20 protein-coding genes and 1 tRNA gene are annotated in these 19,424 nt (G+C 63.6%); 18 read left to right on the top strand and 3 right to left on the bottom strand.

Annotation, left to right across the window (positions count from 1 at the left end; genetic code table 11):
- Positions 1-94 precede the first annotated feature (94 nt).
- From A9976_RS12155 to A9976_RS12135, 5 genes are all read left to right on the top strand, one after another.
- Positions 95-292, top strand: a complete 198-nt coding sequence (locus tag A9976_RS12155) for a hypothetical protein (RefSeq protein WP_183019248.1) — start codon at positions 95-97, stop codon at positions 290-292.
- Positions 209-1,313, top strand: a protein-coding gene (gene prfB / locus A9976_RS12150) for a peptide chain release factor 2 (protein ID WP_013802816.1) whose coding sequence is annotated in 2 segments (ribosomal slippage) — positions 209-289 and positions 291-1,313 — 1,104 coding nt in all. Because the reading frame shifts where the segments join, the coding sequence is not laid out codon by codon here. The genes A9976_RS12155 and prfB overlap by 84 nt, the downstream gene beginning before the upstream one ends.
- Positions 1,314-1,390: 77 nt before the next feature.
- Positions 1,391-4,117 carry an aminopeptidase N gene (gene pepN, locus A9976_RS12145; protein WP_183019220.1) on the top strand — a complete coding sequence of 909 codons (2,727 nt, stop codon included), beginning with the start codon at positions 1,391-1,393 and terminating at the stop codon, positions 4,115-4,117.
- A gap of 199 nt (positions 4,118-4,316) precedes the next feature.
- A complete protein-coding gene (locus A9976_RS12140) occupies positions 4,317-5,324 on the top strand; it encodes a class 1 fructose-bisphosphatase (protein WP_183019219.1) in 1,008 nt (335 codons plus the stop codon).
- 26 nt (positions 5,325-5,350) lie between these two features.
- A tRNA-Thr gene (locus A9976_RS12135) sits at positions 5,351-5,426 on the top strand.
- Positions 5,427-5,595: 169 nt separating this feature from the next.
- Here the strand turns inward: A9976_RS12135 and A9976_RS12130 are convergent.
- Both A9976_RS12130 and A9976_RS12125 read right to left on the bottom strand, forming a co-directional pair.
- Entirely contained in the window at positions 5,596-5,739 is a 144-nt protein-coding gene (locus A9976_RS12130) for a hypothetical protein (protein ID WP_183019247.1), read from the bottom strand.
- Positions 5,736-6,014, bottom strand: coding sequence for a hypothetical protein (locus A9976_RS12125; RefSeq protein ID WP_183019218.1), 279 nt, complete (start codon positions 6,012-6,014; stop codon positions 5,736-5,738). The genes A9976_RS12130 and A9976_RS12125 overlap by 4 nt, the downstream gene beginning before the upstream one ends.
- A gap of 188 nt (positions 6,015-6,202) precedes the next feature.
- Here A9976_RS12125 and A9976_RS12120 point away from each other — a divergent pair, with 188 nt between their 5' ends.
- The gene (locus A9976_RS12120) at positions 6,203-6,355 is read left to right on the top strand and encodes a hypothetical protein (RefSeq protein WP_183019217.1); all 153 of its coding nucleotides are present in this window, start codon (positions 6,203-6,205) and stop codon (positions 6,353-6,355) included.
- A 116-nt stretch (positions 6,356-6,471) separates the two neighbouring features.
- A complete protein-coding gene (locus A9976_RS12115) occupies positions 6,472-6,669 on the top strand; it encodes a hypothetical protein (RefSeq protein ID WP_183019216.1) in 198 nt (65 codons plus the stop codon).
- Positions 6,670-6,751: 82 nt separating this feature from the next.
- Here A9976_RS12115 and A9976_RS12110 read toward each other — a convergent pair whose 3' ends face one another.
- Positions 6,752-7,048, bottom strand: a complete 297-nt coding sequence (locus A9976_RS12110; RefSeq protein WP_232245850.1) for a hypothetical protein — start codon at positions 7,046-7,048, stop codon at positions 6,752-6,754.
- Between the two features lie 172 nt (positions 7,049-7,220).
- On the opposite strand from A9976_RS12110, the gene A9976_RS31405 reads away from it, so the two are divergent.
- The 11 genes from A9976_RS31405 (at position 7,221) to A9976_RS12060 (ending at position 19,337) form a co-directional block, all read left to right on the top strand.
- Positions 7,221-7,355, top strand: coding sequence for a hypothetical protein (locus A9976_RS31405; protein WP_259649190.1), 135 nt, complete (start codon positions 7,221-7,223; stop codon positions 7,353-7,355).
- 194 nt (positions 7,356-7,549) lie between these two features.
- Positions 7,550-7,762, top strand: coding sequence for a hypothetical protein (locus tag A9976_RS12105; protein WP_183019215.1), 213 nt, complete (start codon positions 7,550-7,552; stop codon positions 7,760-7,762).
- A 1,742-nt stretch (positions 7,763-9,504) separates the two neighbouring features.
- Positions 9,505-10,191: an adenylyl-sulfate kinase gene (gene cysC, locus A9976_RS12100; RefSeq protein ID WP_183019214.1), complete on the top strand. Its 687-nt coding sequence runs from the start codon at positions 9,505-9,507 to the stop codon at positions 10,189-10,191.
- Positions 10,188-10,823, top strand: a complete 636-nt coding sequence (locus A9976_RS12095; RefSeq protein WP_183019213.1) for an aspartyl/asparaginyl beta-hydroxylase domain-containing protein — start codon at positions 10,188-10,190, stop codon at positions 10,821-10,823. The genes cysC and A9976_RS12095 overlap by 4 nt, the downstream gene beginning before the upstream one ends.
- The gene (locus tag A9976_RS12090; protein ID WP_183019212.1) at positions 10,816-11,997 is read left to right on the top strand and encodes a sulfotransferase family protein; all 1,182 of its coding nucleotides are present in this window, start codon (positions 10,816-10,818) and stop codon (positions 11,995-11,997) included. The genes A9976_RS12095 and A9976_RS12090 overlap by 8 nt, the downstream gene beginning before the upstream one ends.
- Complete coding sequence (locus tag A9976_RS12085) at positions 11,987-12,523, top strand: GNAT family N-acetyltransferase (protein WP_183019211.1); 537 nt, start codon at positions 11,987-11,989, stop codon at positions 12,521-12,523. Before A9976_RS12090 ends, A9976_RS12085 begins: the two co-directional genes overlap by 11 nt.
- An 18-nt stretch (positions 12,524-12,541) precedes the next feature.
- On the top strand, positions 12,542-13,063 hold the full coding sequence (locus A9976_RS12080) for a phage tail protein (protein ID WP_183019210.1): 522 nt from the start codon (positions 12,542-12,544) through the stop codon (positions 13,061-13,063).
- Positions 13,064-13,085: 22 nt separating this feature from the next.
- Positions 13,086-13,613 (top strand): phage tail protein, encoded by a 528-nt coding sequence (locus tag A9976_RS12075; protein ID WP_183019209.1) that lies wholly within the window; start codon positions 13,086-13,088, stop codon positions 13,611-13,613.
- A gap of 9 nt (positions 13,614-13,622) precedes the next feature.
- Positions 13,623-14,150: a phage tail protein gene (locus A9976_RS12070; protein ID WP_183019208.1), complete on the top strand. Its 528-nt coding sequence runs from the start codon at positions 13,623-13,625 to the stop codon at positions 14,148-14,150.
- Between the two features lie 13 nt (positions 14,151-14,163).
- Positions 14,164-15,021: a sulfotransferase gene (locus A9976_RS12065; RefSeq protein ID WP_183019207.1), complete on the top strand. Its 858-nt coding sequence runs from the start codon at positions 14,164-14,166 to the stop codon at positions 15,019-15,021.
- Positions 15,018-19,337: a DUF4347 domain-containing protein gene (locus A9976_RS12060; protein ID WP_183019206.1), complete on the top strand. Its 4,320-nt coding sequence runs from the start codon at positions 15,018-15,020 to the stop codon at positions 19,335-19,337. Before A9976_RS12065 ends, A9976_RS12060 begins: the two co-directional genes overlap by 4 nt.
- Positions 19,338-19,424: the final 87 nt, after the last annotated feature.

Here is a 19,424-nt window from a genome sequence, read left to right as displayed (position 1 = left end):
GCCCACGCTGCAACCTGCGCCATTGCCATGGCCAAGCCCTTCAAATCTGCCATGATCGGCCGCTGCAAGCCTTTGTTTTGAAAGCCATAGTCACATGGCGGCGCCCCTGCAGACCCGCGCGGCAGGCGCTTGCCCCGGCACGGGGCCCCAGCATGAGAAAATCGGCGATTCGGCCAAGAACACATTCATCAGAAGAACGGAACACATCATGGAAGCAGAACGCATCAACCTCATCGGCAACACCCTCGAAGATCTGTCGCAGCGTGCGGCAGATCTACGGAGGTATCTTTGACTACGATGCAAAGTACGAACGACTGCGCACGGTAAACGCCTCGCTGGAAGATCCCAGCGTCTGGAACGATCCCAAGAAGGCCCAGGAACTGGGCAAGGAAAAGAAGCTGCTCGACGGCGTCGTGCTGACGCTGCAAAAGCTCACCACCGAGCTGGCCGACAACGCCGAACTGTTCGAGATGAGCAAGGAAGAAGGCGATGAAACCGGCCTGCTCACCATCGAAGGCGAAACCGCCAAGCTGCAGCCGCTGATCGAGGAACTCGAATTCCGCCGCATGTTCGGCAAGGAAGCCGATCCGCTGAACTGCTTCGTGGACATCCAGGCCGGCGCCGGCGGCACCGAAGCCTGCGACTGGGCCGGCATGCTGCTGCGCCAGTACCTGAAGTACGCCGAGCGCAAGGGCTTCAAGGCCACGGTCGAGGAAGAAACGCCGGGCGACATCGCAGGCATCAAGAGCGCGACCATCCACATCGAAGGCGAGTATGCCTACGGCCTGCTGCGCACCGAAACCGGCGTGCACCGCCTGGTGCGCAAGTCGCCCTTCGACAGCTCGGGTGGCCGCCACACCAGCTTTGCCTCGCTGTTCGTCTACCCCGAGATCGACGACTCGATCCAGATCGAGATCAACCCCTCGGACGTGCGCACCGACACCTACCGCGCATCGGGCGCCGGTGGCCAGCACATCAACAAGACCGACTCGGCCGTGCGCCTGACGCACATGCCCACCGGCATCGTCGTGCAATGCCAGGACGGTCGCAGCCAGCACAGCAACCGCGACGTGGCCTGGCAGCGCCTGCGCTCCAAGCTCTACGAGCACGAGATGCAAAAGCGCATGGTGGAGCAGCAAAAGCTGGAGGACACCAAGACCGATGTGGGCTGGGGCCACCAGATCCGCTCGTACGTGCTGGACAACAGCCGCATCAAGGATTTGCGCACCAACGTCGAAATCTCGGCCACCCAGAAGGTGCTGGACGGCGACCTCGACGCTTTCATCGAAGCCTCGCTCAAGCAAGGCCTCTGATTTCAAGCCCCTGGGCGGCACCGGCCGCACAGGGGCTTGAACTCTGTCCCCTGATATTGGCATAGGAAGGAATCTGTATGCTGCAACTGCGTGACGGGCAGGCCCCTGCCACCGCCATCCACCGCGCCGACTACCAGGCTCCTGCCTGGTGGATCGACACCGTGGACCTGACCTTCGATCTCGATCCGGCCAAGACCCGCGTGCTCAACAAGATGCGCGTGCGCCGCAACACCGAGGTGCCGGCGCAGCCGCTGCGCCTGGACGGCGACGAACTGAACCTTGCGCGCGTGCTGGTCAACGGCGGCGGCACCTCGTTCAAGATGGACGGCGACCAGCTCGTGCTGGAGAACCTGCCCGAGGGCGGCGACCCCGTCGATCTGGAGATCTTCACCACCTGCGCGCCCGCCAAGAACACCAAGCTCATGGGCCTGTATGTGAGCCAGGGCACGTTCTTCACCCAGTGCGAGGCCGAGGGTTTTCGCCGCATCACCTATTTCCTGGACCGTCCCGACGTGATGGCCATGTATACCGTGACGCTGCGCGCCGACAAGACCGCGTACCCGGTGCTGCTGTCCAACGGCAACCTGGTCGAGCAAGGCGCGCTGGAAGACGGCCGGCACTTCGCCAAGTGGGCCGATCCGCACAGAAAGCCCAGCTACCTGTTCGCCCTGGTGGCCGGCAATCTGGTTGCGCGCGAACAGAAGATCAGGAGCCGCGCAGGCCGCGACCACCTGCTGCAGGTCTTCGTGCGCCCCGGCGACCTGGAGAAGACCGAGCACGCCATGAACTCCCTCATGGCCAGCGTGGCCTGGGACGAAGCCCGCTTCGGCCTGTCCCTGGACCTGGACCGCTTCATGATCGTCGCCACCAGCGACTTCAACATGGGCGCCATGGAGAACAAGGGCCTGAACGTCTTCAATACCAAGTACGTTCTGGCCAGCCAGTCCACGGCCACCGACACCGACTACGCCAACATCGAGTCCGTCGTCGGCCACGAGTACTTCCACAACTGGACCGGCAACCGCGTCACCTGCCGCGACTGGTTCCAGCTGTCGCTCAAGGAAGGCCTGACCGTCTTCCGCGACCAGGAATTCAGCATGGACATGGCGGGCAGCCCCTCGGCACGCGCCGTCAAGCGCATCGAGGACGTGCGCGTGCTGCGCACCGCCCAGTTCCCCGAGGATGCGGGCCCCATGGCCCACCCGGTGCGGCCCGACAGCTACATCGAGATCAACAACTTCTACACCGTCACCATCTACGAAAAGGGTGCCGAGGTCGTGCGCATGCAGCACAACCTGGTGGGCCGCGAAGGCTTTGCCAAGGGCATGAAGCTGTACTTCGAGCGCCATGACGGCCACGCCGTCACCTGCGACGACTTCGCCCAGGCCATGGCAGACGCCAACCCCGGCAGCGAACTGGCCCAGCGCCTGGAGCAGTTCAAGCGCTGGTACAGCCAGGCCGGCACGCCCCAGCTGCGCGCCGAAGGCAGCTACGACGCCGCCGCACGCACCTACATGCTGACCCTGAGCCAGAGCTGCGCGCCCACGCCCGGCCAGGCCGAGAAGCTGCCCTTCGTCATTCCCGTGCAGATGGGCCTGCTGGGCCAGGACGGCCGCGCGCTGACCCTGCGCCTGCAGGGCGAGGACCAGGCGGCAGCGGGCGACAGCCGCCTGCTCGTGCTGTCCGAGCCCAGCCACAGCTTCGTCTTCACCGACGTGGACCAGGAGCCCGTGCCCTCGCTGCTGCGCGGCTTCAGCGCCCCCGTGGTGCTGCAGCACAGCGACAGCGATGCCGCCTTGCTGACCCTGCTGGCCCATGACAGCGACGCCTTCAACCGCTGGGAAGCCGGCCAGCGCCTGGGCCTGCGCATCGCGCTGCAGGCCATTGGCGACACCTCCATCACGGCAGACGCCAGCGGCCAGATCACGGCCGCCCTGCTGCCGGCCTCCTTCATCGAGGCCATGCGCGGCGTGCTGCGTCATCCCCAGCTGGATGCGGCCTTCAAGGAGCTGATGCTGGCCCTGCCCGGCGAAAGCTACATCGCCGAGCAACTGGCCGTGGTCGATCCGCAGCGCGTGCACGCCGTGCGCGAAGCCATGCGCCAGCAACTGGCGACCGAGCTGCAGGCCGACTGGCAGCAGGCCTGGCAAGAGCACAGCGACACCGGCGCCTACCGCCCAGACCCCGTCAGCTCCGGCCGCCGTGCGCTGGCAGGCCTGGCCCTGTCCATGCTGTGCCTGGCCGCGCGCGCCTCGGGCGACAGTGTCTGGCCCGGCAAGGCGCTGCAGCGCTTCAAGGATGCCGGCAACATGACCGACCGCATGAGCGCCCTCTCGGCCCTGGTGCAAAGCGGCCATCCGCTCGCAGCCCAGGCCCTGGCACGCTTTCACAAGCTGTTCCAGCACGATGCGCTGGTCCTGGACAAGTGGTTCGCGCTGCAGGGTGGCGCCTGCGACCGTGGCGGCAACGTGCTGCCGGCCGTCAAGCAGCTGATGAAGCACCCCGACTTCCAGATCAAGAACCCCAACCGCGCGCGCAGCCTGATCTTCAGCTACTGCAGCGCCAACCCCGGCGCGTTCCACCGCGCCGACGCGGCGGGCTACGTATTCTGGAGCGAGCGCGTCATCGAGCTGGATGCCATCAACCCCCAGGTCGCCGCCCGTCTGGCGCGCGCCCTGGACCGCTGGAGCAAGCTGGCCGAGCCCTACCGCACGGCCGCACGCGAAGCCGTCGCCCGCGTGGCGGCCCGCGCTGAACTCAGCAACGATGTGCGTGAGGTAGTCACCCGCGCCCTGGCCGATTGACGAGCCACCCCCCTGAGTCGCTTCGCGCCTTCCCCCTTGCAGGGGGACGACCCCCTCGGTGCGAGGCGGCTCTTCCTCGGTGACCCTGGCCTGAGCAACGCCGGTTTCATGCTGCGAGCCAGGAATCACTGAAATGCTGTTCATCAGCAGATGCATACTCCACACCGCATCTGCTCCCGGATTTTTAGGAGTTGAACCCATGAAGAAAAACGTCAGCCTGACCCGCTACCTGGTCGAGCAGCAGCGCGTGGACGGCCTCATCCCCGGCCAGCTGCGCCTGCTGCTGGAAGTCGTGGCCCGCGCCTGCAAGCGCATCAGCCAGTCCGTCAACAAGGGCGCCATCGGCGACGTGCTGGGCACCGCCGGCAGCGAGAACGTGCAGGGCGAAGTCCAGAAGAAGCTGGACATCATTGCCAACGAGGTGCTGATCGAGGCCAACGAATGGGGCGGCCACCTCGCGGCCATGGCCTCCGAGGAAATGGAAGGCATCTACCTGGTGCCCAACCGCTACCCGCACGGCGAATACCTGCTGATGTTCGATCCGCTGGACGGCTCGTCCAACATCGACGTCAACGTCTCCATCGGCACCATCTTCAGCGTGCTCAAGAAGCCCGAAGGCCACCCGGGCGTGACCGAGCAGGACTTCATGCAGCCCGGCACCCAGCAGGTCGCGGCCGGCTACTGCATCTACGGCCCGCAGACCACCCTGGTGCTGACCGTGGGCGATGGCGTGTCCATGTTCACGCTGGACCGCGAGCAAGGCTCCTTCGTACTGGTGCAGGAGAACATCCGCATTCCCGAGGACACCAAGGAATTCGCCATCAACATGTCCAACATGCGCCACTGGGATACGCCCGTCAAGCGCTACGTGGACGAATGCCTGGCCGGCGTGGAAGGCCCGCGCGGCAAGGACTTCAACATGCGCTGGATCGCCTCCATGGTGGCCGACGTGCACCGCATCATGACCCGCGGCGGCATCTTCATGTACCCCTGGGACCGCCGCGAGCCCAACAAGCCCGGCAAGCTGCGCCTGATGTACGAAGCCAATCCCATGTCCTGGCTCGTAGAACAGGCCGGCGGCGCCGCCACCAACGGCAAGCAGCGCATCCTCGACATCCAGCCCACCCAGCTGCACGAACGTGTGAGCGTCATCCTCGGCTCGAAGAACGAAGTCGAAAAAGTGACGCAATACCATTCCGAGGCATGAATTTGCCGTTATAATTTTTGTCTGTCGCCGGTGTAGCTCAGTTGGTAGAGCAGCTCATTCGTAATGAGAAGGTCGAGGGTTCGATTCCTTTCTCCGGCACCAAGAACATAGCATCCATGCGGGTTCCGCCAGGATTCTGGAGGGAAATTGGGGAAACTCAATTTCCCTTTTTGTTTTGCAGCGGCCAAAGCACACCTGAACTTCGGCAACTCAAGCCACCTGTTCAGCCGACGGAGCTTGCAGCTGGTTGGCCCCCAGCGGCGCTTCTACCTCAGGCTTCTCCTACTTCTACACAGTCCCTGATAGCTCCGGAGATGGTGGCGGCTCGAAATTCGGCAACCTCGGCGCGACCGTCGAGCACGCGGGCTGTGTACAGGCATGGACCCTCTTTGTCGATGTGAAGCGTGTAGATCATGGCTTGCGACCTGGCACCAGTTGGATGGAGCCCGTCCCATGCGCTCGGCGCGGCGATATCCAGTGAACCCACAGCCCCCGTAACCACGCGCAGGCGTAGATGATCGACATGGCGAAGACGCCCCACTGCTCGGCCTGCCAACTGGCATAAAACCAGAACGGCTGGCCCAGCATGCCGAACACCGGCGCCCACTTGCGCGAACTGTCTCCTCGGGCCTGGGAGAGCCAGGCCGCCAAGGCGCCCAGCAAAGCAATTGCGATCTGATCGAGCGTCATATCTGCATATTACGTGAAGCCAGAAACCTATCCAGGCCCATTTTTAACCTACAAAACAAAAGCCTTACGGCATGCTGCTTACACATTAAATAATCATCGGCCGATTTGACTACAGCAGAGAATTAGGAAAAGGAGCATCGTTGGACTTCAGGAGCCTATCTTGGCTTTTGATAACCAAGGAGCTCTTCATGTCCGTTTTCCAAAATACCCCTGGCAACAACCAGCAACAAGGCAACAAGCCGCAACCCTCGCAGCAGGAGCAAAGCCGCCCTCAGAAAGAGGGAACGCACGCTCCCGAGGAGCAAAAAAAACGGTCTGAGCAAGAACAAGCTCAGCAATAAATCTGCTGGCTAAAAAACCAAAGGGCCCACAGGGCCCTTTTTTACTCGCTGAGCAGTTAAGTCGGGTTGGAAGGCATTGAAAGTCACCGCATAAATACCGGAGACAAGGCACTTATATGAAATTCGATGACTGGGCAAAATCTCTGCCAGAGGAGATACGCACAAGCCTAACCATTTCGGAAGCATGGAATGCAGGAGCCTTATCCATGCTCGAGACGTTAATAAATCTGGGCTATATCGGCGAAGGATACGCTGAGAAAGCTAGAAACGACGTGCAGGATCTTTTAGGTGGCCTGACCTGCAGGCTGAAATAACAGCAGGGGTGAAGCAAGGGCCCCAGTGTTCCCTGGTATCGCGTTCTCGGCAAACCCTGGGCATGGACTGGACGGCTGGACCTTAGACCGGCCGCTGTCGCACATCTGCGCGCCAAGGGGTCAGCCCATTGGGCTGCAATGACTTGCCCTCAGCCGCAGTGATATGAAGATAGTTCCCCCCCGTCAACGCCCGAGCCTGCTGTGACAGCCGCTCACGAACATCAACAGGTTCAGCACGCAGCGTGTTCATGACCAGCTTGTTCACCTTGAACTCACGACAACAAGGACACACAAAGTGCGTCCACTTGGCATAGTTTTCCAGGTAGGCCGTGCTGGTCAGGCTGCACAGAGGGCATGGAGCTTGGATGGAATTTTTCATATCTGCTACTCCAGGAAAGTGCTGGGCGTGTGATTGACGTTGCTCTGAACCGCATCGCTGCACTGTGGTCAGGTTGCGACGCTGGGCGTAGGAGCCAGCCTTGACTGGTCACCCCTTGCTGTACGGGCTCGCAGCCTGTGTATAGCTGCATACATGCTTGGTTATCCTGGCCATGCTGGTCATCGTGAGTGCAGTTTGGCTGTTCCACAAGGAGCAAAAAGACCGATTGCCGGCAATCCGTCTTGCCGCCCCGACGGCCGATGAAATCGGTGGCGCCATCAAGTCCCAGCGCGGTTCAGTGCCCTGACTTTCGCTGGAATACTGGCGAGCGCACCTGACACCTTCCGTACTCGTGCGCAAGGCGTTTTTGGTCAAATGGATCACAACAGCCTCAGACGCGAGAAGGCACGCGTGCGACCGGCAGTCGCACAGCGGGCACGCGACCAAATACAGAACCTAGAGTGATTCTCCTGCTGTCAGGGCGCCCCGGACATCAGAGCGATGGAAGACATGCTGGACCATCTTCGAGCGAAGAAGGCTCTGGCAGAAGAACAGCTCCGCGCATCCACGAGCAAGAACCCAGAGCTCGCATGGGACGTGCGCCGCATAGAAGGCCGGATCCAGTTGCTCGAGGAAATGCTGGATGACCAGCGACGCGGGCAACGTCGAGGGCGATCTCCACGCGCCCTCATCGATGCGGGGTCAACGGCGTAGCCGTCAGTTGATTGCACCATTGCGAGCAGCCATGTGTCATGGCGAGTCCGGCGTCGTAGGCACGCTCGCATGCGCGGCCACGGCGGCGGGCATCGTCAGCAGTGCGCGCCGGCTCTTCCGCTCGGCCATCAGTGCAGCGCCTGACCTAACCTTACGGTTTGTTGAATGCTAGCAAGTCAACCATTCGCTCTCGAGAAATCTGAGCATCTTCATCTGTCATAGTGCTCGGATAAGCTGCCATATCAACCAAGCCAATTTATCTATGAATTTTCGATTGCTGTTAGCTATTGCGCCTATTCTTTTGGCACCCACGGCACAAGCCGAAATGATCACACTCTCGTTCTCAGGAGTGCAATTCGCTGACGGCAGCACCGCTGCCGGCTCTTACGTATACGACACCACAACTCAATCGATGAGCGACATACAGATTGACCTCTTCGCTCCCGACGCCACGGTTGAGAGGGAGCTCAGGTACTCTTGCGAAGGCCGATGCCAGCCGAATGCTCAGTCCGCGATCGATCAGCCGAACAGGTCTGATCTGACTGGCATGAGCGTTCTGAAATTCAACCACGGTCGCGACTTCACCGGAGGTCTACTGGCATACATCGCGCTTTACGGCACATGCGCTGATGCGAACTGCGTGAGCACAGTCAACACCAGGGGTCCTGTCACCTATGCGGTGCCGTTGATTCGCCACTAGCTCACGGGAGCCAGAGGAAAAGCCCCGACTGCACAAGCAATCGAGGCTTGGTGCAGGTAGCTGAGCAGGGATTCCAACTCAGGCAGACCGGCGTATCGGCTCTCGGCGCCACGCAGTTCCTCTTGCATCGAGTCACCATTCGGCCATCTCTGGCACTCCACTGAATTGGTCACCCCATCGGACTTACGCCTGCTGGGGCGCTGGGGGGATGCCGTTCGCTGACCAGCTCCGCAGCTTGTGGCGAGACATTCCCGCGCGCCAATCCAGCAGCGCGCGTCCCGGCTGGTTCGGGCGGAAACAAAAAAGCCACCCGAAGGTGGCCCAACCACTGTGCGAACATGTGTACTCCCCCGCTCTGGGATGAGTCCTGAGATGTACGGCTCCAGGGTACAACTCACACTCATAGGGGACACATCAGTACAAGGACATGGGTAACAGATCCAAGCTTGGCAGCCAGGGCCAGACATTCGCAATTGGAGCCACATGCAGCCCGGTCGGGCGGCATGCACGCAGCAGCCCTGCTTCCAACACTCATCACACGGGTCCTGCCGCCGTCTCGGACGGCAAAAAGGGTGCCGCCCCATGCACGCGCAGGCCCGCTATACGCCCGATATGGACTTGACGCCGACAAATGGAACATTTCGAAAAATACCTATTTTCAGTGATATTCCATTTTCCGTGCGCCTCCTATGATTGCCACATCCTCCCGTGACAGCGGTATTCACGAGAGAAAAAATATTAACGAGAATGAAAAATCATTCCACCAGGATTTGAATCCGCCTGCGGGCCTATAGGCGTCTTCAAAAAGCTATTGAAAACACCATCTCGAAACAGAAAAATGACAAACAGCCATTGCTGATGGTTGTTTCCCCCTGTGAAAGAAGGCATGCGGCACGCGTTTTCCAGTGGAGACGAGTGCGCCGGGACTGCTGATGGACGAATGCCGTGGCCCGTAATTTTTCTTGAAATTTCTTAACAATTCGTAGATATTCGCCCTATCCCATAGACCCGTCTTTCGTTTTTCCGAATTCCCACCGAAGTCATGCCATTTGCCGGCCATACCCCACCGCCCGACGTACATGCACAACCGTTTTGCATTGCCAGGCAAGACAGAGAAAATCTGCATGGACACAAGGCATGCGCCATATGGCTCACCGGTCTTTCCGGATCTGGCAAATCGACCATTGCGAATGCGCTGCAGACCCGCTTGCATGCCGCCGGCAGACGCACCTATGTGCTTGATGGCGACAACATCCGCCAGGGCCTGAACCGCGACCTGGGCTTCTCCAACGAAGACCGGGCAGAGAATATCCGCAGGGTTTCAGAGGTCGCCCGGCTGTTCGTGGATGCGGGAACCATCGTGATCGCCGCCTTCATCTCGCCTTTCCGGGCCGAGCGTGATGCTGCCAGGGCCTTGTTCGACAAGGGCGACTTCTTCGAGGTCTTCGTGGATGTTCCCCTGTCCGTTGCCGAGCAGCGCGACCCCAAGGGCCTGTACAGCAAAGCGCGCCGCGGCGAGCTGCGTCAGTTCACCGGAATCGACTCGCCTTATGAACCCCCTGTGGCAGCGGAGTTGACCCTGCGCACGGACCAGCTCAGCGTGGCAGCCTGTGTTTCGCGCATGCAGGCGTTGTTCCAGCAAGAGCAGCAAACCGGGCCGGGTGCGCCAGCCCCTGCCATGGCACCGCTGATTGCCTACGCCCTGCCGCTGGCCAAGGCAATGCCATGAATGCCAGGCCCGACCTGTCCTGCGCACATGAGGTCGTATGCGCCGCCACGCCCTTGTTTGCGCGGCTCGATGCCAAGGTTGCGCTGCAGGGACTGCGCGACGAGGCCGATGCATTGCTGTCCATGCCATGGTGTGACCATGTGAACCACGGCGGCTACGAAGGCGTATGGCGGGTGATGCCGCTGCGCTGCCAGCGCCAGCATGTGGCGGCCCATCCGCTGCTCCAGAGCTTCTCCATCGAGGCACCCGAGGAGGACTGGGAAGACCTGCCCCTGCTGCGGCAATGCCCCGCCATACGCCAGGTGCTGGAGCAACTGCAATGCCCGCTGCGCTCCGTGCGCCTGATGCAGCTGAAGGCCGGCTCATCCATCAGGCCGCATCGCGACCATGGGCTGGGCCTGGCGCACGGCCAGGCCCGCCTGCATGTGCCCGTGCACACCCATCCGGATGTGCAGTTCATCGTGGAAGGCCGCGTGATCCCCATGGCCGCAGGGGAGCTCTGGTATTTCAATGCCGATGCCACGCATGAAGTGGTGAACCGGGGCACGCAGGACCGCACCCATCTGGTCATCGACTGCATGGCCAACGCCTGGCTGGCCGACCGCATCGGCAAAGGGCAGGTCCATGCATGAGCTGCAGGCAGCCTTTGCCGAACTGATTGCAAGCCCCCGGCAACAGGCCTTGCTCCAGCAGGCCAGGAGCGTGGAGTCGCTGCTGGCCCGGTTGCGCCGGCTGTGGTCTCTTCCCGCCTGGAGCGATGCCCGGCTCATGCAGGCGCTGGAGCAGGTGAGCCAGGCGGCCGCCGTGCCGGCCACCGCATTGCTGGCCGGCGGCTGGCTGCCCCACAGGTATGAGCCACGCACGCGCAGCATCCAGTGGTGCCTGCCGGACGGACCGGCCACCGAGCCGTTTCATGACGAGTACATCAGCCGCTGCCTGCAGCGCAGGCTGCTGAACCAGTTCATCCGGCCGCGCACGCCGCTGGCGGGCCTGTGCGCGGACTCCGTTCCCAGGCACTTGGGCCATCGGCCTGCCGGCTTCATCTTCCACCTCTCGCGCTGCGGCTCCACCCTGGTCTCGGGCAGCCTTTCCGAGCTGGACAGCACGCTGGTCCTGTCGGAGCCGCCGGTGTTCACCGAGCTGCTGCTGGACACCTCTCTGGACCATACGCAAAAGCGCGAGGGCATTGCCGGTCTGGTGTCGGCGATCACCGTCGCCGTGCCTGGGCGCCAGGACCTTGTGGTCAAGTGGAATGCCTGGGATATCTTCCAGTGGGAGCTGCTGCAGGACCTCTACCCCGAGGTGCCCAGCCTGATGCTGGTGCGCGATCCCGTGGAGATCCTGGCCTCGCACCACAGGCAGGCCGGCCGGCACATGTCGGGCGACCCGTCGCTGGCTGGTGCCAGTCCGGTGTTCCGTTGCGGCAGGAGCAGCCAACCTTTTGTCTCCATGCTCGACCATCGCATGCGCGTGCTGCAGGCAATGATGGAGCGGATGCGGGGCCTGCACGAAAGCCGGGGCGTTCCTGTGCTGCACTACAGCCAGCTGGGTGCCGGGGCCATGGAGCAGATAGCCCGGCGCTTCGGCCTTCATGCGAGCGAGGCAGCACGCCAGCGCATCGCCGTGCGCCTCGGCCGGCATGCCAAGGCGCTGGACCAGCGCTTCTCGCCTGACGGGCAGGACAAGGCAGCCGTCTTTGGCGAAGGTGATCGCCAGGCTATCGAAGCGCGCCTGGGTCCGCTGCACGCACAGTTGCTGCAGTGCGCACACCCCCTGATGGATGCGGAGGCCCTGCATGCTGCTTGAAGCGCTGCGCCCCCCCGGCCTGTTCACCCGCCCCGCTGAACCCGAAGACCGCGACTTCCAGAGCGCACTGTTTCTCTCGGCGCGCCCGCACCTGCAATCCCTGCCGCTGCCCGAGGCCGCGCTCGCACAGCTGATGGACCAGCAGTACGACTTCCAGCAGGCCGACTACCAGCGCCGCTTTGCCGGAGCATCCCGCCTCATCGTGCAGGAAAGGGGGGTGCCCATAGGCGCACTGACGGTGCATGACAGCGGAGCGGACCTGCACATCGTGGACATCGTGATCACGCCTGCCGTACGCGGACAAGGATACGGCGCGGCCCTGCTGCGCTGGGTGCAAGGCAGTGCCGCCGTGCTGGGCCGCAGGGTCACGCTGAGCGTCGATGCTGCCGATCCGGCAGCCCAAAGACTTTATGAACGGCTGGGCTTCGCGTCATCGGGCATCGATGCCGTTCAACTGGGCATGGCCTGGCATCCCCCTGCCCCCTGGACACCTTCATACCCCTCCTGCACCCCCACAAAGCGATAACAGAAAGGCAACGCTTCCATGGAAAACTTCATTGGAGAAATCCGCTTGTATCCCTATGGCTGGCCTCCCAAGGGATGGGCGATGTGCGCCGGACAGCTTCTCGCCATCAACCAGAACCAGGCACTGTTCTCGCTGCTGGGTACGCAATTCGGCGGAAACGGCTTCACTACCTTCGCGCTTCCCGATCTTCGTGGCCGGGTCGCACGGCACACGGGCGGCGACTTGCAGCAAGGCTTGCCGGGTGGCGTGGAAAGCGTCACCTTGGTCGCCAACAATCTTCCCCAGCACACCCACGTCGTCATGGCAAGCACGGACAGCGGGGATGCGCCCGCGTTCAGCAACAACAGCATGGCCACGGCCACGCTCGTGGCCACCAGCGCCCCCACCAATTTCTATGCACCAGGCACCGCTGGCCAGCAGCCGATCGCGCCGGCCAGCGTCTCCAACACCGGCGGCAATCAGCCGCACGAGAACTGCCAGCCCTCGCTGGTGCTGACACCGTGCATCGCGCTGACCGGCATCTACCCTTCGCGCAACTGACTCGCGCCCACAGGAATACGCAATGGACTATTACCTTGGAGAGATCCGCCTGTTCGCAGGCAGTTTTGCGCCCGCAGGCTGGCACCTGTGCGATGGCACGACGCTCAACATCTCTGCATACGACGCCCTGTACTCGCTGCTGGGAACGATCTACGGCGGAGACGGGCAAACCACCTTCAAGCTGCCGGACCTTCGATCCCGCGTGCCCGTGGGGCAGGGAACAGGCCTGGGGCTGACCAGTCGCTCCTTGGGTCAGCAGTTCGGAGTGGCACAGGTCTCGCTCACGACAAACCAGATGCCCATCCATTCCCACGGTCTTGTCGCCAGCACCTCCCTGGCTACCGCAGCACAGGCCACAGGGCTGGTGCCTGCACAAAACGGTTCCGATCTCTTCTATGCGCCACAGCCGGTGGCAGGGGCCAACCCACAGACCATGGCACCCGCATCGGTCACCGTCGCAGGCAACAACCTACCGCACGACAACATCATGCCCAGCATGGCAATGAACTACATCATTGCGCTCCAAGGCATCTACCCCTCCAGGAACTAGGACAGCACCATGGACGCTTTCATCGGCGAAATTCGCCAATTTCCGTTCAACTTCGCCCCCAAGAACTGGGCGCTGTGCGATGGCCAGTTGCTGGCCATCCAGTCCAACCCCGCATTGTTTTCCATCATCGGAACCTTCTATGGCGGCAACGGAACCACAACCTTCGGCCTGCCCGATCTGAGAGGCCATGTCGTCACCGGAGCCGACCCGCAGCAGTCTTGGAACATAGGCTCCACGGCAGGCACTGATTCCGTCACGCTGCTGGCCACTGAAATGCCCCAGCACAAACATTTGCTGACCGGGCTGAACAATCCAGGCACCCAGGCAGCGCCCGACAGCACGTCCTTCCTGGCGTTCGACGGTCGGGGGGGTACTGGGGTCGTGCGGTACATGCGAACCAACGGCACGCCCAGCGCCGCCATGGCTTCCAACATGCTGACTCCGGCCGGAGGCAACACCGCGCATGAGAATCGCCAGCCCTTTCTCGTGCTGAACTTCTGCATTGCGTTGCAAGGCGTCTTCCCCCCACGTAACTGACGTGCCGCAGCCCATGCCACGCACACTGCATTTCATCTCCGGCCTGCCGCGCTCGGGCTCCACGCTGCTCGCGGGCATCCTGCGGCAGAACCCGCGCTTTCACGCCGCGATGAGCAGTCCCGTGGCGGGGCTGGTCAACGGAGCCCTCGAGCAGATGGGCGCCGGCAGCGAATCCCACGCCTTCTTCGATGAGGCCCGGCGCAAGGCCATCTGCCGGGCCATCGTCGATGCCTACTATGCCGGCCAGCAGCAGCCCGTCCTCTTCGACACCAACCGCCAGTGGACGGCACGCATGCACCAGCTCGTGGAGCTGGTACCCGACTTCAGGATGGTGTGCTGCGTGCGCAATCCGGCATGGGTCATGGACAGCTTCGAGGCCATCTACCGCAGGAACCCCTTCGACTACAGCCGCATGTTCAACGCGGCCTCGCGCCAGACGGTGTACAGCCGCTGCGAATCGCTCATCCATGTGGCCGGTGCCGTGGGCAGCGCATGGACCGCGCTCAAGGAAGCCTACTACGGCGAGTTTTCCGAGCGCCTGCTGATCGTGGACTACGACCTGCTCACCCATCACCCCCGGCGCACGGTGGAACTCATCTACCAATTTCTCGGCGAAGAGGCCTTCGCCCACGACTTCGATGCCGTCGAGTACTCCGAAAGCGAGTTCGACCTGCAACTGGGCGTCAAGGGCCTGCACGACGTGCGCCGGAAGGTGGCCTTCACGCCGCGCCGCAGCATCCTGCCGCCCGACCTGTTTGCCAAGTACCAGGCCATGGACTTCTGGCAGGACACCACCGGCACCTCGGCCCACATCATTGCCAGCAAGAGAGCGTCCGCGACGGACGCCGAAACACAGAGAGGAACACCATGATAGGCACCACATTCCTTGGCGGCTTCTCCGCCGCACTGCTTCCGCTGGGCCTGCTGGGTTCCGCAGGCCCGGCAGCGGGCTCCTACCTGCGCTCGTACCTGAGATCGCCCCAGGACTCTGGCGAGCAGACCGCCCTGCCCCTGTCCCGCAGTGCCGCGCCGGTGCGCGACCTGCGGCCTCGCCCCCCGGGAGAGCTGGAGATCGTCGTGGCATCGCCCGTCAGCGAACTGGTGATCGTGGACTCTGCCGTGCAGGACCGGGCCGTGCTGCAGCGTGCGCTCAAGCCCGGCGTGCAGATGGTGGAGATCGATGCCTCGCGCCCCGGCCTGCCCCAGTTGGTCCAGGCCCTGGCTTCGTTCAAAAATCTGTCCGCCATCCACGTGGTCTCGCATGCCGAGGCCGGCGTGCTGCTGCTGGGCAGCAGCCGCATCACGGCCGAAAGTATCAAGGGCGAGATCGAATCGCTGGCCGCCCTGCGCAATGCCGTGCGTCCCGGCGGTGACCTGCTGTTCTACGGCTGCGATCTCGCAGCCACGCCCGAGGGCGAGCAACTGCTGGACATCGTGCAGCATGCAACGCAGCTGGACATGGCGGCGTCCAGCAATGCCACAGGCAACCTGGCCCAGGGTGGAGACTGGCAGCTGGAGGTACGGCGTGGCCACGTCGATACGCAGCTGGCGTTTTCGGACAAGGCTTTGGCTGATTTCTCGGGCGTGCTACAGGCCGCCAACGGAACCTACGGCTTCGTTCCCGTTACCAACTGGTCGGGTGACAAGACACCGGAGCTGACCTCCGCACATTTCAAGTTGACAGCCCGCGACGGCGACGACGCCATCCGGAAACTCTACATGTATGCAGGTGCCGTGGGCATGATGGATGGCACGTATACAGGGAACGCCATGCGCCTGCGCGCCAACGCACCGAACACCACGCTGTTCGAGTTGACGGCAGTGAATACAGGTGAAGCCCTCATCCCCAGCGGCGGAGGCATGCAGTACGCCGACCTCACCAATGTGCGCATCGAAGGCCTGCGCGCGGACGGAGTTTCGACCATCGTCACTGCGCCGAAGGACGGCACCGGCTCGGCGGACAGCTTCAACTTCAGCGGAGCCGATCTGAGCGCCTTCCAGAACAAACGCTTCCAGAGTTTCCGGCTGCTTTTCGATTGCAAACCGCCGGGCTCCTCGCAGTGCGCTGCCTACATGGAGTTGCGTAACTTCACGGTACAAAATGCCGTCAACACTCCCTTGCCGCTTCCAGTGGTGACGGATGCGAACATCGGCCTGAGCGGTGCCAGCAGCCTGCTGGGAGCCTTCAAGGCTGGCGATACGGTAACTGTCACCTGGAACAACACAGGCGCAGGAGACAACGTCAGCGAAGAGAATGGCGTCAATGGCGTGACCGTGGATTTCAGCCAGTTCGGTGGACCTGCCGCAGCGCCTGCAACCAACAACGGCAGTGGCATCTGGACGGCCGCCTACGTTCTTGCCGCCGGGTATCAGGGCACCAACAGGAACGTGAGCGTGACCGCCACGAATGGCAACGGATCAACCACGACGGCAGATACGGCCAACGCCACGGTGGACACCCTGGTACCCGCCGTCAGCAGCATCGCCTTCAAAGGCTCGCCAGCCCCGGGCGATGCCAGCATGGAGTTCACGGTGACCTTCAACAAGCAGGTCTCCAATGTATTTGCCAGCGACTTCGCACTTGCCTCCACCGGGTCCGCCAGCGGCACCATCGCCAGCGTCTTCACAGCCTCGGGCATCTCCTTCGACGTCAACATTACCGGCATCACGGGCAATGGCACCCTTAAGCTCAACCTGAGCGGGGCCAACGGCATTTCCGACAGCGTGGGCAATGCCTCACCGGCAGCCTTCAGCGCCGGAGCCACGCACACCGTGGCCGTTCCGGTGGCGCCCAGCGCGCCAACGGTTGCCTCGGCCTCGCCGGGCAATGGCCAGGCCACGGTGACTTTTGGCGCACCCGCCAGCAATGGCGGCACGGCCATCGCCACCTACACGGCCGTGGCCAGCGGGGTCGGAGGCCAGACCGGATCCTGCCCAGGGCCGGCGGCCTGCACCATCACCGTGCCCGGCCTGACCAATGGCATCAGCTACAGCTTCAACGTCTCGGCCACCAACTCGGCAGGACTGACCGGCCCTGCGGCCACGTCCAACAACGTTACCCCCCAGAGCACGCAGACCATCAGCTTCACGCCCGCTGCCAGCTACAACTTCGGCACCACGCCCACGTTGACTGCCACCTCCAGCGCAGGCGGCAGCTATCCGGTGAGCTTCACATCGACCACCACGGGCGTGTGCACCATCGCGTCAACAGGCACGCTGACCTTCGTGACCGCCGGCAGCTGCACCATCAACGCCGACCAGCCCGGCGACGCGGCCACCAGCGCCGCACCCCAGGTCGGGCAGACCTTCAACGTCAACGCCATCGCGCCGGGAGCGCCCACCATCGGCACGGCAACAGCCGGCGATGCCCAGGCCGCGGTGAGCTTCACCGCACCCGCCTCCACCGGGGGAGCCGCCGTCACCTACACCGCCACATCCAGCCCGGGCAGCTTCACGGCGACGGGCAGCAGCCCGATCACCGTGCCCGGCCTGATCAATGGCACGGCCTACACCTTTTCGGTCACGGCCGCCAACTCAGCCGGACCGGGCTCTCCCTCGGCTGCATCCAACGCCGTGACGCCCAAGGCGTCGCAGACCATCAGCTTCACGCCCGCTGCCAGCTACAACTTCGGCACCACGCCCACGTTGACTGCCACCTCCAGCGCAGGCGGCAGCTACCCGGTGAGCTTCACATCGACCACCACGGGCGTGTGCACCATCACGCCAACAGGCACGCTGACCTTCGTGACCGCCGGCAGCTGCACCATCAACGCCGACCAGCCCGGCGACGCGGCCACCAGCGCCGCACCCCAGGTCGGGCAGACCTTCAACGTCAACGCCATCGCGCCGGGAGCGCCCACCATCGGCACGGCAACAGCCGGCGATGCCCAGGCCACGGTGAGCTTCACCGCACCCGCCTCCACCGGGGGAGCCGCCGTCACCTACACCGCCACATCCAGCCCGGGCAGCTTCACGGCGACGGGCAGCAGCCCGATCACCGTGCCCGGCCTGATCAATGGCACGGCCTACACCTTCTCGGTCACGGCCGCCAACTCAGCCGGACCAGGCTCTCCCTCGGCTGCATCCAACGCCGTGACGCCCAAGGCGTCGCAGACCATCAGCTTCACGCCCGCTGCCAGCTACAACTTCGGCACCACGCCCACGTTGACTGCCACCTCCAGCGCAGGCGGCAGCTATCCGGTGAGCTTCACATCGGCCACCACGGGCGTGTGCACCATCACGCCAACAGGCACGCTGACCTTCGTGACCGCCGGCAGCTGCACCATCAACGCCAACCAGCCCGGCAACGCGGCCACCAGCGCCGCACCCCAGGTCTCGCAGACCTTCAACGTCAACGCCATCGCGCCTGATGTTCCCGTCATCGGCACAGTCACGACCGCAGATGCCCAGGCCACGGTGAGCTTCACGGCCTCCGCCGGCAGCGGCGGTGCGCCCATCACGGGCTACACCGTGACGGCCACGCCGTTGGTGGTGCCCGGTGCGCCCGCCGTGACCACCCAGACAGGCACGGCATCGCCCATCGTCGTGACAGGGCTGGCCAATGGCTTTGCCTACAGCTTCACCGTCAAGGCCACGAACGGCGCACAGACCAGCGCGGACTCCGCAGCGGTACAAGGCACGCCGCGCAAGCTGGAACTGGTGGGTGCTCCCGGCAGCGTGCCCGGAATGTCCGGCACGCCGACAGCCACGCTGTCCGGCGGCGGCTCCACCTGCACGCTGCAGGCCAGCGGCGGCTTCGGCCCGGCCGCTGCCACGCCGCCCGGCCTGCAGGCGCCCAATGGCCAGTTCGCCTTCACGGCCGAGCAATGCACGGGCGCCGTGACGATGACCCTGGTGTACCCCAGCCCCCTGCCCCTGGGCGTGCAGTTCCGCAAGCCCGATGGGGCCGGCGGCTGGTTCGACCCCATGAACGCCGCCACCTCGTTGAACGTGCACATGAACCCCGCCCGCACCACGATCAGCTACACCATCACCGACAACGGCCTGGGTGACACCAACCCGGCCACGGGCTCCGTCAGCGATCCGTTCGTTCCCGTGGTGGCTGCAGTGGCACCCGGCGGCGCGCAGGCCATTCCCTCGCTGGGTGGATGGGCGCTCGCAATGCTGTCCGGGCTGCTGGGAGGCCTGGCCCTGCGCAGCAGGAAGGTGTTCACGGCACGGCGCTGACGCGCAAGCTGCCCTGGCAGCCTGGCAGGCCCTGGTTCGCAAGAGCCAGGGCCTTTCCCATGAAGAGCCCAGGCCGCCTTCGGTGCA

This window comes from Delftia sp. UME58 (assembly GCF_014170385.1).
Taxonomy (GTDB): domain Bacteria; phylum Pseudomonadota; class Gammaproteobacteria; order Burkholderiales; family Burkholderiaceae_C; genus Comamonas; species Comamonas acidovorans.
The sequence above is the reverse complement of the archived record's forward strand: the minus strand, read 5'-3'. Positions and strand labels throughout refer to the sequence as shown.

What these genes read in the sequence shown, in the direction of transcription:
- A9976_RS12085 (WP_183019211.1), top strand. Translation starts at nt 11,987, where the DNA reads ATGCTGCTTGAAGCGCTGCGCCCCCCCGGCCTGTTCACCCGCCCCGCT.
- A9976_RS12140 (WP_183019219.1), top strand. Translation starts at nt 4,317, where the DNA reads ATGAAGAAAAACGTCAGCCTGACCCGCTACCTGGTCGAGCAGCAGCGC.
- A9976_RS12120 (WP_183019217.1), top strand. Translation starts at nt 6,203, where the DNA reads ATGTCCGTTTTCCAAAATACCCCTGGCAACAACCAGCAACAAGGCAAC.
- A9976_RS12060 (WP_183019206.1), top strand. Translation starts at nt 15,018, where the DNA reads ATGATAGGCACCACATTCCTTGGCGGCTTCTCCGCCGCACTGCTTCCG.
- A9976_RS12105 (WP_183019215.1), top strand. Translation starts at nt 7,550, where the DNA reads ATGGAAGACATGCTGGACCATCTTCGAGCGAAGAAGGCTCTGGCAGAA.
- pepN (WP_183019220.1), top strand. Translation starts at nt 1,391, where the DNA reads ATGCTGCAACTGCGTGACGGGCAGGCCCCTGCCACCGCCATCCACCGC.
- A9976_RS12090 (WP_183019212.1), top strand. Translation starts at nt 10,816, where the DNA reads ATGCATGAGCTGCAGGCAGCCTTTGCCGAACTGATTGCAAGCCCCCGG.
- A9976_RS12115 (WP_183019216.1), top strand. Translation starts at nt 6,472, where the DNA reads ATGAAATTCGATGACTGGGCAAAATCTCTGCCAGAGGAGATACGCACA.
- A9976_RS12095 (WP_183019213.1), top strand. Translation starts at nt 10,188, where the DNA reads ATGAATGCCAGGCCCGACCTGTCCTGCGCACATGAGGTCGTATGCGCC.
- A9976_RS12125 (WP_183019218.1), bottom strand. Translation starts at nt 6,014, where the DNA reads ATGACGCTCGATCAGATCGCAATTGCTTTGCTGGGCGCCTTGGCGGCC.
- A9976_RS12075 (WP_183019209.1), top strand. Translation starts at nt 13,086, where the DNA reads ATGGACTATTACCTTGGAGAGATCCGCCTGTTCGCAGGCAGTTTTGCG.
- A9976_RS12130 (WP_183019247.1), bottom strand. Translation starts at nt 5,739, where the DNA reads ATGATCTACACGCTTCACATCGACAAAGAGGGTCCATGCCTGTACACA.
- A9976_RS12070 (WP_183019208.1), top strand. Translation starts at nt 13,623, where the DNA reads ATGGACGCTTTCATCGGCGAAATTCGCCAATTTCCGTTCAACTTCGCC.
- A9976_RS12080 (WP_183019210.1), top strand. Translation starts at nt 12,542, where the DNA reads ATGGAAAACTTCATTGGAGAAATCCGCTTGTATCCCTATGGCTGGCCT.
- A9976_RS12065 (WP_183019207.1), top strand. Translation starts at nt 14,164, where the DNA reads ATGCCACGCACACTGCATTTCATCTCCGGCCTGCCGCGCTCGGGCTCC.
- A9976_RS31405 (WP_259649190.1), top strand. Translation starts at nt 7,221, where the DNA reads ATGCTGGTCATCGTGAGTGCAGTTTGGCTGTTCCACAAGGAGCAAAAA.
- A9976_RS12110 (WP_232245850.1), bottom strand. Translation starts at nt 7,048, where the DNA reads ATGAAAAATTCCATCCAAGCTCCATGCCCTCTGTGCAGCCTGACCAGC.
- cysC (WP_183019214.1), top strand. Translation starts at nt 9,505, where the DNA reads ATGCCATTTGCCGGCCATACCCCACCGCCCGACGTACATGCACAACCG.
- A9976_RS12155 (WP_183019248.1), top strand. Translation starts at nt 95, where the DNA reads ATGGCGGCGCCCCTGCAGACCCGCGCGGCAGGCGCTTGCCCCGGCACG.